The sequence below is a fragment of the Microvirga pakistanensis genome, assembly GCF_004458765.1.
Taxonomy (GTDB): domain Bacteria; phylum Pseudomonadota; class Alphaproteobacteria; order Rhizobiales; family Beijerinckiaceae; genus Microvirga; species Microvirga pakistanensis.
In genome coordinates this window covers 18,748-31,430 of the sequence record NZ_SPJX01000138.1, presented here as the reverse complement: position 1 = coordinate 31,430, position 12,683 = coordinate 18,748, and the positions used below count along the sequence as shown (strand labels likewise).

Genomic DNA, 12,683 nt, shown 5'->3' with positions numbered 1-12,683 from the left:
TGCGACGGAACCGTGTCGCCGGGGTGTCTATCCAAATAATTGGGTGAGCGACGTTCTCGTTCTCTGGGTAATCCTATAAAATGAAGTCTGCTGCAAGAAATGCATGCAACCCGGCTACCTCGATGCGAAATTCAGGGGCAAGCCCTCCCGACACGTTCCCTTCGATGTAAGCGAGGCCCTTCGAGGAATCCTGGACGTAATGCAGCTGTCCTCTGCCACTGAAGCCGCGGATGCCAACGAAGTTGAAAGCATTGTTACCCCCAACGCTAGTATTGGCGTCGATCCTCGCCAAATCAAGAACGTCGGCATACCAGTGGTCAATCCTGTCACCTGAAGCATCTAATACCGTGTTAAAGGCAAAGGTGTCACGACCGGAGCCGTCAAGCATAGTATCTGCTCCCGTTCCTCCAGAAATCAGATTATTGCCTGCTTCACCGTTCAGGTAATCCCTACCTTCCATACCAAAGATTGTATTATCCAGATCGTTTGCGTCGATGTTATCGGCAGCGCTGGTGCCTGTGAACACAATCTGTGTGTTGGGCTCAGCGCTGCTGAAATCGAAGATTTCCGCCCGGCCATAGCCTACAAACGGGGTTTCCCAAGCGGAGCCTAGACGGGCTCCGTCGCTGAAGGTTTGAATGGGATAGGACTCGAAGGACTCACTGATTGAACCTGTTACAGTGTCGAACGCCACCTTGGCATCCTCTGTGTAGAAGCCAACCTTTCCGCTCAGATATGGCCGTTCCCTGTCAGTGAATGTCGTCAGTATCTTGCCGTCCGCTTTAACAGTGATCGTGGCTCCCGTCTGAGTAATCTGGAAACTGTGCTTGGAGCCCACCGCAAAGGTCATGTCCTCGCCTGTCGCCAAGAATCTTTGGCTCCCCGGGTAGGCTGGATCGGCTTTGCCGAGTTCCCAACCATTCGGTTTGAAGGCCACGTAATAGAAATGCGTATTATCGGTGTAGTTGAAAATCGCCCAAGCACATTCCCATGGGTTAGGAGGCGAGCCTGTTCGCAGTTGCAAAATGGTTGTGAAATCTGCTCCGAAGGCAACATCGGCATAACTGTTTTGGGAGACAACAAGGGCGGCATGCGTTTCGCTTGGCGAACGCGACCCCATCGGTTCGAGCAGCAGAGCTTTGCTTGCGAACATGAGACACTCCCTAAACAGGGTTTTGCCGTCAACGCGGCTTTAGCCGTGGGTATGCAATGAGCCGAAAGTCTCCTGCGGGATACGGCTGGATCAGCGCAGGGGCGTTACGCAATACAGCTACAGAGAATGGTAGAAGAGATAACTTCATCACGATCTGTCGAGAGCAAACATGAAAACTGATGTTTGTGCGCAGAAATCGAATCAACTAGCTCACAACCGCCATTCTAATTCAATAGACGTCATATCTATCAAATTTTTGTGATAACATTAAGCAAAAGTGGGTAATACTAACGAATTTAACGTCGGAATTCCAATATATTTTACATATCTCGTGCGCCTATACGCATGGGTACCCTCTCTATAGCGATAGGGTCAGGACTTTCTCTCCTAGGCTGTCATATACAGACTACTAGGATGTCGCTGTGGGTTAAGTATCACGCCTTATCCGAGAAGATTTTCGCGTTGCCGCCAGAGCGCGTGATCGCCTTCGCACGCCTGACCCTCACTCTCTTCGCACTTTATGCTGCCTTCTTAGATCCACCTGACGATACTTATGATGCCCAAGTGACATACGTTGTCGCAAGCGGCTATCTCGCCTTTGCCGCGCTAGGCTTCTGCCTCGTGTTGGCTAGGCCACCGACGCATCAAGAACAACTCATCGCTCACATAGTCGACATCTGTAGTGTCTGCCTCTTGATGCATTTCAATGATGGGCCAAGTAGCCCATACTTCATATTTTTCACTTTTATCCTTTTATCGTCGTCGCTTCGCTGGGGCTGGCGCGGAGTTTTGGAGACTACATTTCTACTTATTCTTATATTTTTCGCATTCATTCTACTATTGGGTAGCAGGACCGTTGCAATTGAGATTGCCGATTTACGGCTCGCCATCTTCAGACCTGTCTACCTGGTGGTTGCTGGCCTTATGCTGTGTTATGTGGCTGCCGTGAAAGAACGTAGTCGCAAGCAACTTGCGAAGCTCGCAAGCTGGCCAGGCCCCGATTACGGTAGAGGTCTTGAAGCTCCCATCGAATCCGCGCTCGCACACGCGGCTGAATTCATGTGCGTGCCACGGGTGCTAATCATTTGGGAGGTTCTCGAAGAGCCATTTCGTGCTTCCGCTCTTTGGTCGTCTTCCGGCCTCAAGTACAGCCGCGAACCTCCTGACCGCTTCGGCCTGCTGGTCGCAGAACCTCTCGCCCAAAGAAGTTTTGAGTTCCCCTGGAGAGGCAGAGCCGTGAACTCATCTGCGGCAGAAGGAATCGCCGCGAGCGATGCCATTGACAAGGATCTGCAGCACACGTTCTCCATCCAGAAGGCGATCACTGCACCTTTCTTCCTGCCGATTTGCCGGGGACGGGTCTTTCTCTTAGACAGGGAGATGAACGATGAAAACGATCTCCTCCTCGCTGAACTCGTCGCGACTCGTATCGGCATTGACCTAGAACACTACTGGCTGCGTAGTGAACTTGAAGAAGCTGCTGCGTCCAGAGAAAGGGAGCGTTTGGCGCGTGACCTGCATGATGGCGTCTTACAAGGATTGGCCGCAGCCAATATTCATCTGAGTCTTAGCGCCGATCGTGTTGAACAGACTATTGCGGAGAAGTTGACCCAAACACGCGAGCTTCTAGCCGCGGAGCAAAAGCGGATTCGCACCTTCGTCGAAAACAGCCGAGCACAATCGAAAGCCTCAGCGGAGCAAGTTGATCTTGCTCCTGATGTCCAGCAGATGCTCAATCGTCTGGGTCAGATTTGGGGGTGTAAGATCCACCTCGCCGTCGCCCCTCCTGGTTTACGAGTATCTGCGGAGACAGCGCGCAATGTACGTCATTTTCTAGCGGAAGCTGCCTCAAACGCAGTACGCCACGGTAGAGCCTCTCGGATTGAAGTGTCTGTCGAGGCCGCGGCGGGCCGTCTTCATCTCACCATTGCGGACAATGGCGCCGGCTTTCAAAGCCTTCACGGCTCATATTCGGGAGAGCATCTTTCAGCCAAAAACATAGGCCCGTTCTCGCTGCGCACACGCGCCAAGGATATGGGGGGAACTATTAACTTGCAAACTTCGCCATCTGGCACAGTAATCCGAGTTGAGGTGCCTCTATGAGACAAGCAAGCCGAGCGCTACGAGTCATTCTCGCGGATGATCACCCAGTTTTTTTGAACGGCCTTCAAGCTCTGCTCCAGACTGATCCTATGTTTGAGGTGGTGGCTGTCTATTCAAACGGAAAGGCGGCGCTCCAGGCGATCCTAGAACACGAACCTGATCTAGCGGTCCTGGACATATCAATGCCCGGGTGCACAGGCGTCGAAGTGCTCGCAGAATTAGGTGATCGCGGCCTAAGCACAAGAGTCATCCTTCTAACCGCATCCGCGGGCGACCATGAGATTGTGGAAGCAGCCGCACGTGGAACCTACGGCCTGATGCTTAAGGACACAGCGGCCGGTACCCTTCTCGAATGTATGAGGTCAGTCTCAGTCGGACGACGGTGGCTTCCACCGGACATCGTGGAAGCGGCCGTCAGGCGAGAGGAGGAAAAGCGTGCCAGGGTTACCCAGCTCGATACGGTCCTTACAGCCCGGGAGCGGGAGATTGTAGCCCTCGTCGCCGAGGGTCGATCCAACAAGGACATAGCGCGGCAGCTCGGGCTTACAGATGGTACAGTCAAAATTCACCTTAACAATATTTATAGAAAGTTGGAGGTTAGCAACCGGACCTCGTTGACAGCTTTGGCGCTCAGCTATCAGAGCCGATTGCCAAATATTAAATAGAGCCGGCCCGGCGCTTGAGGACAGGTTGGGCGCAATTCGGACAAGCCATGAGCTCATCTCTCGGGTAAGAGGCTGCGACAGGAAGGCTCTATCATGAAGCTCTCCCAATCAATCCAGAAACGCATATCCGTGTTGATAAGTGTCGAGCATCGACACTCAGGAAATACAGTTCAACCTGCCCTCGATCCTCGGAGAGCTTGCCTTACATCTCAATCCTCTCGCCAAGCGCGGCTAAGCTGGTCGGAGAGAGGCTTCACCAGATAGGACAGTGCCGTACGCGCGCCCGTCCGAACGAAGGCCTCAACCGGCATGCCGGGCACGAGCTTGAGATCCTTGAGACGCCCCAGCTCGCTCTCGCTTGTTTTGATACGGGCCGTGTAAAAAGCGACACCCGTCTTCTGATCTTGGGTCAGATCGGCGGCGACCCGGCTAACTGTGCCTCTGACCTCGGGTGTGGTTCGCTGGCTAAAGGCAGACAGCCGCAGCACCGCCTCCTGTCCGATCTTCATCTGATCGATGTCCTGCGGCTGGATCCTGACCTCAATCGACAGATCATCGGCCTCAGGGACGATCAGCATCAGCGGATCGCCAGCAGCGACCACACCCCCGACCGTGTGGACCGCCAATTGATGCACAACGCCGGCTTGTGGGGCTCGGATATCGATGCGCTTGAGCTGGTCTTCGGCCGCGACCCGCTTTTCAATCAGTTCAGCGTTCTTGGCCTGAATCTCCCGCAATTCGTTGGCCACCTCGCTTCGAAGCTCTTGGTCGATCTGGATGATCTGCAGATCGGTTTCGGAGATCCGACCCTTGGCTTGAGCCACCGATGCGTTCAGCTGGCCACGCTCGCCCCTCAGCCGCGTCGCTTCCCGTTCCAACTGCGTCACACGAGTGATCGGAATAAGGTTCTTGCGCCACAGCTCGCGTACGCCCTGCAGCTCGTTCTGGATCAGCTTGATCTCGTCAGCCTTGGCGCCAGCCTGCTCCTCAAGGCCTGCAATCTGTTCGTGCAGTTGCCCGATCCGCTGCATAAGCTGTGCCCGCAAGCCTTCCCTCGCCTCGCGCCGCAGCCTGAAAAGGCTCTGCTCACCCATGATTAGGCTCGCGATCTCGGCATCGGACGAACGGGCCTGAAGCTGCGGAAGCACTTTGATCATGGCGAGCCCATCCCGTTCAGACTCCAGCCGCCCCTGCCGTGCGGCGAGCTCATCCAGGCCCTTGGTGATTACCGCCAAGTTGGCACGCGTGATGGTCTCATCCAGACGCACCACCAGGTCACCGGCATTGACCCTGTCTCCGTCCCGAACACGGATCTCGCCCACCACGCCCCCTGTGGGATGCTGGACTTTCTTCACGTGACTGTCGACGACGACAAGGCCAGGCGCCACAACGGCTCCCGACAACTTTGCAGTCGCCGCCCAGCCGCCCATGCCGCCCCCCAGCAGCGCCAGGATGGACAGACCAGCCAGCAGGTGTCTGCGCAATGAACGATCCATTGTCTTCTTCTCCTGGCTTATCACGCCGCTCCTCCTACCGCTCGCATCGGAGCCGGAACCGTCATCGTCCGCACCTTGTCGCGCAGAACCTCGTCCTTGGGCCCGAACGCCTTCATCTCGCCACCTGTCATGATCATGGCCTGATCGAGCGCTGCCATGACGCTCGGGCGATGGGCGATCACCACTGCGATGCCGCCACGTGCCCGCACGCTTAGAAGAGCCTGGATCAGGGCCTGTTCGCCGTCCGCATCGAGGTTGGAGTTCGGCTCGTCCAGGACTACGAGGAAAGGATCGCCATAGAGCGCCCGGGCCAAGCCCACCCGCTGGCGCTGACCGGCCGACAGCGCCGCTCCGCCCTCGCCGATAGGCGTTTCATAGCCCTGCGGCAGCGACAGGATGATCTCATGCATGCCAGCTAGGGTCGCAGCCTGGATCACCCGATCGGGATCATCGCCGTGACGGAAGCGCGCGATGTTCTGAGCTACCGTACCGGCAAACAGCTCCACATCCTGCGGCAGGTACCCGATGTGACGCCCGAGCATCTCCGGCAGCCACTGGTCCAGGGCAGCAGCGTCGATGCGCACCTTGCCGCGAACTGGCGTCCACACCCCGACAAGCGCACGAGCCAGACAGGACTTGCCCGAACCGCTCGGGCCGAGGATGCCCAACCCCATGCCACTCTTGAGCTGGAATGTGACTTCCCGGACCAACAGGCGCGGATCGCCTGGAGGCGTGATACTGACGCCCTGCAGCGAGAGGATCGAGACGGGCTTGCGCAAGGGAAGTGGGTCATCACGGACCGGCACGACAGCAAGCAACTCGCCCAAGCGACGCCAGCTCTGGCGGGCTGCGATGAAGCCCTTCCAGTGGGCAATGGCGAGTTCCACAGGTGCCAGAGCACGAGCCGAGATGATTGAGGCCGCGATGATGATGCCGCCTGTCGCCTCGCCCCAGATCACGAGCAATGCACCGACGCCGAGGACTGCCGATTGCAGGGCCATACGCAGCACCTTCGACATTGCGCCAAACCCGCCTGAGACATCGGCCAAACGCTGCTGGCTGGTCATGAACTGCTGGTCGGCTTCATGCCATTGGGCTGCCACCGCTGGAGCCATGCCCATGGCATTGATCACCTCGGCATTGCGCCGTCCTGCCTCCGCGAGCGCGTGGCGGGTTCCTGCGACCCGTATAGCCTCCTTGGCGGCGCGACGCGAGAGCAACTCCGTCAGCAGCATCAGCGTGATCAACACGAGCGCTCCACCCAGTGCGGTCCAGCCAATCAGAGGATGGAAAAGAAAACAGATGGCAAGATAGAAGGGCAGCCACGGCAGGTCGAAGAGCGCCAAGGGGCCACCGGACGAGAGAAAGGAACGGATCTGATCGAGATCCCGCACGGGTTGCTGAGCGTCGATGGTGGTGCGCACCAGCGGCAAGCGTAGAGCCAAGCCGAAGATACGACTGCTCAACCGCTCATGAAGCAATCCGGCCACGCGCCCGAGCATGCGGGAGCGGATAAGGTCAAGGACTCCTTGCACCAGAAAGAGGCCTGCAACGAGAGCTGCAAGGCCGATTAGTGTCGGAACGCTGCGCGACGGGATCACCCGATCGTAGACCTGCAGCATGAAAACAGAGCCGGTGAGCGTCAGGACGTTGAGCGCTCCGCTGAACAGCCCTACGCCTAGGAGAGCCGCGCGTGAGGGTTTGAGGGCCTGCCTCAGCTCAGACCGTGTCGATTGTTGAGATCGCATCATTCGCTACCGTTGTTGATCGAGCTTGTTCTGTAGTGGCGACCACAGTGGCTGAGCCAAAGATCAAACCTTTGGTCTTTGTGGCTTGCCGCGCTGTCAGGATGTCCGCAACCTGCCGCAGCAGGGGGGTCGATTCCGGTGAGAAAAATACCCGAGAGAGACTGCAATGAAATACATCATTGGTTATAGCTGCATGGCTTGGCCATAAGATAAGGCCAAGTTCAGCGTCCCAGCCCAGAGACCAGCAATTATTCGTCAGCTGTATACCATCAGTTATATAGGCATCCCGCCGTTCTTCAGCCAAAAGAGCGCCATGTCGATCGCAGCAACCGGTCGGTCCGCCAAAGGCGGGCTGAAGCAAGAATGACGATCGCAGTGGGTGGCAGCCAAGCTGAACCTTCACACAGAACATAAGATTGCGCATGGGCGTGAAGCCCGGCGCGAGGCCGACGAGCGTGTCTGCAGGTAGGTGATGACGATGGATCCTCGCCCCTGTGACCACATCATAGGTAGTGGGCTCCTAAGTGGCGGCGACCAACTCCCTGCCCAACGAACCCTTTCGTAGGCGGATGCGCAACTACTTCAGAGATACGTAAAAATACGTAGAGCACCATCAATGTATATGTTTGATACGGATCAACAAAAGCGCCGATTTACTATGAAAAGTGGGAGATCACACACTGACATGACCCTGGTCCGCGTTGATCGCTGGATGCTGCAAAGGGATAGCGCGAGCATCCGAATCGTGTGTTTTCGCAGGAGTGAATTCTGAATGAATGAGTTTCTACTCACCACGATGTTTGTGGTCAGTGTCCTGATCAACATCTCGTCTATCGACGACGCGCTGATCGACATTATCGCATTTGGAATCGTTCGTTATGGTCTTAAGGACTTAGAACAGGGTTCTGGAATTCAGGTACCACCCACCGCAGTCTTTGTGGCAAACTGGCACGAGGAGGAAGTCCTCGGCAAGATGGTCGAAGGCAACCTTCAGCGGATCCCATACCAGAACGTGATGCTCTATCTCGGCGTTTACCCAAACGACACGGGGACGCTGCGGGTCGCTCAAGAGCTGGAGGTGAAGTATCCTCACCGTGTTCGTGTGATCGTGAACAGCCTGCCAGGCCCGACCTCGAAGGGGCAAATGCTCAACGAGATGTTCCGGCAAGTGTTCTCTCAGGACGACTGTCCTGAGATGGCTGTGCTGCACGACAGCGAGGACGTGATCGATCCGCGCACGTTCCCGGTCTATGCCAGCTACGCCAAGAACCATGACTTCATTCAGGTACCGGTGTTCTCCCTGAACCGGGGTAGGGGCGCCTATGTGGCATCCACCTATATGGACGAGTTCGCTGAACGCCACACCCGCGAGATGATCGTGCGCAATGCAGTAGGAGCCGTCATCCCCTCCGCTGGCGTGGGAACCTGCATGACCAAGAAGTTGATCAAGTATTTCCTGGACACCCGGGGGCAGGTGCTCATGTCCGGTACGGTGACCGAGGACTACATCCTGGGTGTTGAAGCCAAGCGCGCTGGATTCAGGTCAGCTTTCGCGGCTGTATCGGCAAATGCCGAGGATTCTGGGCTGGATTTCGTCGCCACCCGCGAGTTCTTTCCGAAGACCCTGGCGGCCTCGATCAAGCAGAAGACGCGCTGGGTGTACGGGATCAACTTCGAGGCGACCTGTAAGCTTGGTTGGGAAGGTAGCCTTTGGGACAAGTACTTCTTCATGCGTGACCGGAAGGGGATCATTACCAACTTCTTGCCGCCGATATCCATCGCGTTGCTAATCCTGTTGGTCATTGGCGCCATCGATTCCGCCTACATGCCGTATCAGATCGAAGGTCTATTTGTGATCTCGTTGTGGATCAATTTCATTACATTGTTTTCCCGGTACTTCATTCGCGCCTCAGCCTGCAAGCAAGTTTACGGAATGTACGATTTCTACGGAGTTGCGGTGAGATGGCCGGTAGGTATGTACATCAACGCCGCGGCTGTATTCCGAGCATGGAAAACTTACATGGGAGAGTCATGTTTCGCTACGCGGCCGATTGTGTGGTCCAAGACAGCCCACGAACTTCCCGAAGACTTTATGAACGCCAAGCGGTGACGGCGATAACGCAAAGAAGCGAGAAGCGTTTGCCTCTCCAGGACTGAACAAGTGTCGTTGAATACTGAGAGGGCGGAGATGATTCGCCGCATTTTGGAACAGCCAGCAGTCCCGAGAGGTAACGGTCGGCTCTGGTGTCAGCGAACGCACCTCCCGCAAGTGGCTAGCCGCTTCGAAGCCGAGGGGCCCAACGGAGCTGACAACCGCTCATCCCGCACGTCGGCGCGTGCGCACTCCGCCGCCATCAGCTGTTTATTATACGTAAGACTTCGCCGGCACAGCAGCCGCGAAAGAACGGCGGGAGCCGCCACGACCCCCTGCTCCTCCAGAAGTCGAGCCGCGAGTTCGGGCATGGTGAGGTCCGGCTTTGCCTCGACAGTTTGGATCAGAAATGCCTCGTAAGGCAAAGCCGTTGGCGTCCAGGTGGACGGCCCTGCCGCGCCCGGGTGGGCGATCCGGACGTTCTCTGACGCTGCAGCAGCTTGATGGTAAAGCTGTCGCTGACCCCGAAGTGGCGCGCCGCGGCCCGGCAGGAGTGGCCCGCTTCCACAAACACCACCACGCGCACGCGCAGGTCGAGAGAGTAGCTCTGGGTCATGATTCACCTCCTGATCAGAAGGGCATCACAGCTTCAGCCTAAAGAGAACCCGTTGAATCCGCGTTCCTGTCCGATGCTCCAGCGGTACTACAGAAAGGATTTGTGCGTTGTCTTGCGACCTCTTAGCGACCGAGCACTTTGTCCCTGCTTGAGAGCAGGAGGCAATGATGCTGACGGATGAACAATGGACAATGCTGGAGCCTCTGGTCGAACCGCGCTGAGCTTTCCAGAGGCTCATTGGTTTGGGTTCTACGCGGCCATCGGCTTGACCTCAAGCTGGGCGTAGGAGACGGCTTCCGCCTCGGCGGGCTGGACGTTGCCGATCGGCTCGAGCAGACGGCGGTTGTTGAACCAGTCGACTCATTCGAGGGTGGCAAACTCCACGGCCTCGAAGGAGCGCCACGAACCGCACCGGTGGATCACCTCGGTCTTGAGGAGACGATCACGGTCTCAGCCAGAGCGTTGTCGTAGCAATCGCCAACACTGCCGACCGACGGCTCGATGCCGGCCTCGTTGAGGCACTCGGTGTACTTGATCGACACCTATTGGATTCCCCTATCGCTGTGGGGGATAAGGTTGGCTCGTCAGGGCTGCCGGTGATGGAGAGCCTGCTCCAGAGCATCGAGCACGAACTCGGCCCGGACCGAGCGTGACACGCGCCAGCCCACGATCCTGCAGGCGAAGTCGTCCATCATGAAGGCCATATGGACGAAGCCCGACTAGGTCGCCACATAGGTGAAGTTGCTCACCCACAGGGCGTTCGACCGCGGCGGCGTGAACTGCCGGCTCACCCGGTCGCGCGGGCATGGTGCTGCGGCGTCACTGACGGTGGTCCGGATGCTCTTGCCGCGAACCACTCCTTTGAGGCCCATCTGCCGCATCAGCCGGGCGATCGTGCAGCGCGCGACTCAATGCCTTCACGCATCTGGCGCCAGACCTTGCGGACTCCATAGACGCCGAAGTTCGCCGCAAAGAGCCGGCGGATCTCATGGCACAGGTCAGCGTTCCGGCGTTCTCGTGCAGGCCTTCGATTAGATCAGCCTTGCGTGCGGCATGCTCATAATAGGTCGACGGGGCGATCGGCAGCCCAGAGACCAGCAATTATTCGTCAGCTGTATACCATCAGTTATATAGGCATCCCGCCGTTCTTCAGCCAAAAGAGCGCCATGTCGATCGCAGCAACCGGTCGGTCCGCCAAAGGCGGGCTGAAGCAAGAATGACGATCGCAGTGGGTGGCAGCCAAGCTGAACCTTCACACAGAACATAAGATTGCGCATGGGCGTGAAGCCCGGCGCGAGGCCGACGAGCGTGTCTGCAGGTAGGTGATGACGATGGATCCTCGCCCCTGTGACCACATCATAGGTAGTGGGCTCCTAAGTGGCGGCGACCAGCGTCCCGCCAGATGAGTTATTGCGCCCTCGCAATGGCCCGAGGCGCCCCGAAGACTTCATGAGCGACAAACGGTGACATCGATGACGCAGAGAAATGAGAAGCATTTGCTCTTGATCGAGCAACAGAAGATTGATGCAGGATTCTACGTGCCTTTCTTCGCCCCTAAGCGCGGGAAGAGTTCGGAAGGCCGCTGGTTCACGCCCTACTTCCCGGCCCCTGAGGGCATCGGCATCAACACAACTAAGCGCCGCACTGAGTCGGCACGCTAACAGGGAGAGTATGATGCGTATCCTGGTTGCCTTTGGTACACGCCCTGAGATCATTAAGCTTGGTCCCGTTTGCCTGGAATTAAGCCGCAAGCCCGGCGTTGAACTGCATGTATTCTGGACGGGCCAGCACGTTGAATTGGCTGCGGGCCTGCTTGACCTGTTCGAGATCAATGTCACGCATACAGGCTCAGACATCATGAGGGAGTCCGGGCTAGCTGGAAAATACAGCCTAATGTGCCAGCAGATCGAGCGTTTCCTCAAGACTGCTCACTACGATTGGATCGTCGTTCAGGGCGACACGGCGACTGCGGCAGCAGCCGCCACGGCAGGTTTCTTGAATCATGTTCCTGTGGCCCACGTCGAAGCCGGCTTGCGCACGGACAACATGCACTCCCCGTGGCCGGAAGAGTTCAACCGGCGCATGATTGCGCTCGCCACCACTCTCCACTTCGCCCCAACAAAAGAGGCCCGAGACAATCTGCTGGCAGAGGGCATCGCTCCCGAAAAGGTGCTCACTGTCGGCAATACGGTGGTGGACGCTCTTCTGTACACTCGCAAGAAGAACGGACTGAATTACCGGCCACTCGACGCAGACATCTCTGCTCTGCCCAAGGACAAGAAGCTGATTCTCGCGACGCTCCACCGTCGTGAGAACATCGGCGAGCCGATCCGCAACGTGCTCCGGGCTTTGCGTGAACTTGGCCGCGATGGCGACAAGCTGATCGCACTACCGGTTCATCTTAACCCAGATGTACGTACCACTGTACTCGAGTATCTTGGGGACATGCCGAACGTCCGCCTCCTGAAGCCTCTGCAGTATCCTGACTTCGTTTATTTGCTCAGCCAGGCTTGGACGGTCGTCAGCGACTCGGGCGGCGTTCAGGAAGAGGCCCCGACCTTCGGTCTGCAGATCCTGATCACCCGCGACACGACCGAGCGTCCTGAAGTGATCGAAGCCGGGTTCGGACGTCTCGTCGGGTCTGATTTCAACGCAATCGTGGATGGTGTGCGCAATCTTACAGCGTCCGACCACATCCAGCTCCTGCACAAAGCCAATCCGTTTGGGCTCGGAGATTCCGCGGCTCAGATCGCCCATCATCTCACGGCGTCGAGCGAGCTGTCGCTCATCGCTGCCTAATTCAGGAGTTT

Annotated in this window: 9 protein-coding genes and 1 pseudogene; 5 read left to right on the top strand and 5 right to left on the bottom strand. The window is 57.3% G+C overall.

Annotated features, from left to right (window positions below; genetic code table 11):
• Positions 1–73: 73 nt before the first annotated feature.
• Positions 74–1,153, bottom strand: coding sequence for a M10 family metallopeptidase C-terminal domain-containing protein (locus tag E4K09_RS04450; RefSeq protein ID WP_134495465.1), 1,080 nt, complete (start codon positions 1,151–1,153; stop codon positions 74–76).
• 414 nt (positions 1,154–1,567) lie between these two features.
• On the opposite strand from E4K09_RS04450, the gene E4K09_RS04445 reads away from it, so the two are divergent.
• Complete coding sequence (locus E4K09_RS04445; RefSeq protein WP_166802150.1) at positions 1,568–3,256, top strand: sensor histidine kinase; 1,689 nt, start codon at positions 1,568–1,570, stop codon at positions 3,254–3,256.
• The gene (locus tag E4K09_RS04440; RefSeq protein ID WP_134495461.1) at positions 3,253–3,921 is read left to right on the top strand and encodes a response regulator; all 669 of its coding nucleotides are present in this window, start codon (positions 3,253–3,255) and stop codon (positions 3,919–3,921) included. The genes E4K09_RS04445 and E4K09_RS04440 overlap by 4 nt, the downstream gene beginning before the upstream one ends.
• A 209-nt stretch (positions 3,922–4,130) precedes the next feature.
• On the opposite strand, the gene E4K09_RS04435 is transcribed toward E4K09_RS04440, so the two are convergent.
• Positions 4,131–5,417 (bottom strand): HlyD family type I secretion periplasmic adaptor subunit, encoded by a 1,287-nt coding sequence (locus tag E4K09_RS04435; protein ID WP_134495459.1) that lies wholly within the window; start codon positions 5,415–5,417, stop codon positions 4,131–4,133.
• A gap of 20 nt (positions 5,418–5,437) precedes the next feature.
• The gene (locus tag E4K09_RS04430; protein WP_425293812.1) at positions 5,438–7,168 is read right to left on the bottom strand and encodes a type I secretion system permease/ATPase; all 1,731 of its coding nucleotides are present in this window, start codon (positions 7,166–7,168) and stop codon (positions 5,438–5,440) included.
• A gap of 769 nt (positions 7,169–7,937) precedes the next feature.
• On the opposite strand from E4K09_RS04430, the gene E4K09_RS04425 reads away from it, so the two are divergent.
• Positions 7,938–9,275 (top strand): glycosyl transferase family protein, encoded by a 1,338-nt coding sequence (locus E4K09_RS04425; protein WP_134495457.1) that lies wholly within the window; start codon positions 7,938–7,940, stop codon positions 9,273–9,275.
• Between the two features lie 385 nt (positions 9,276–9,660).
• Here the strand turns inward: E4K09_RS04425 and E4K09_RS04420 are convergent, their stop codons facing one another.
• Both E4K09_RS04420 and E4K09_RS04415 read right to left on the bottom strand, forming a co-directional pair.
• The gene (locus E4K09_RS04420; RefSeq protein WP_134495455.1) at positions 9,661–9,873 is read right to left on the bottom strand and encodes an IS630 transposase-related protein; all 213 of its coding nucleotides are present in this window, start codon (positions 9,871–9,873) and stop codon (positions 9,661–9,663) included.
• A 249-nt stretch (positions 9,874–10,122) separates the two neighbouring features.
• Positions 10,123–10,959: pseudogene (locus E4K09_RS04415) on the bottom strand (IS3 family transposase); the annotation flags it as partial.
• Positions 10,960–11,345: 386 nt separating this feature from the next.
• On the opposite strand from E4K09_RS04415, the gene E4K09_RS04410 reads away from it, so the two are divergent.
• Entirely contained in the window at positions 11,346–11,534 is a 189-nt protein-coding gene (locus E4K09_RS04410; protein WP_134495453.1) for a hypothetical protein, read from the top strand.
• 13 nt (positions 11,535–11,547) lie between these two features.
• Entirely contained in the window at positions 11,548–12,672 is a 1,125-nt protein-coding gene (gene wecB, locus E4K09_RS04405) for a non-hydrolyzing UDP-N-acetylglucosamine 2-epimerase (RefSeq protein WP_134495451.1), read from the top strand.
• Positions 12,673–12,683 lie beyond the last annotated feature (11 nt).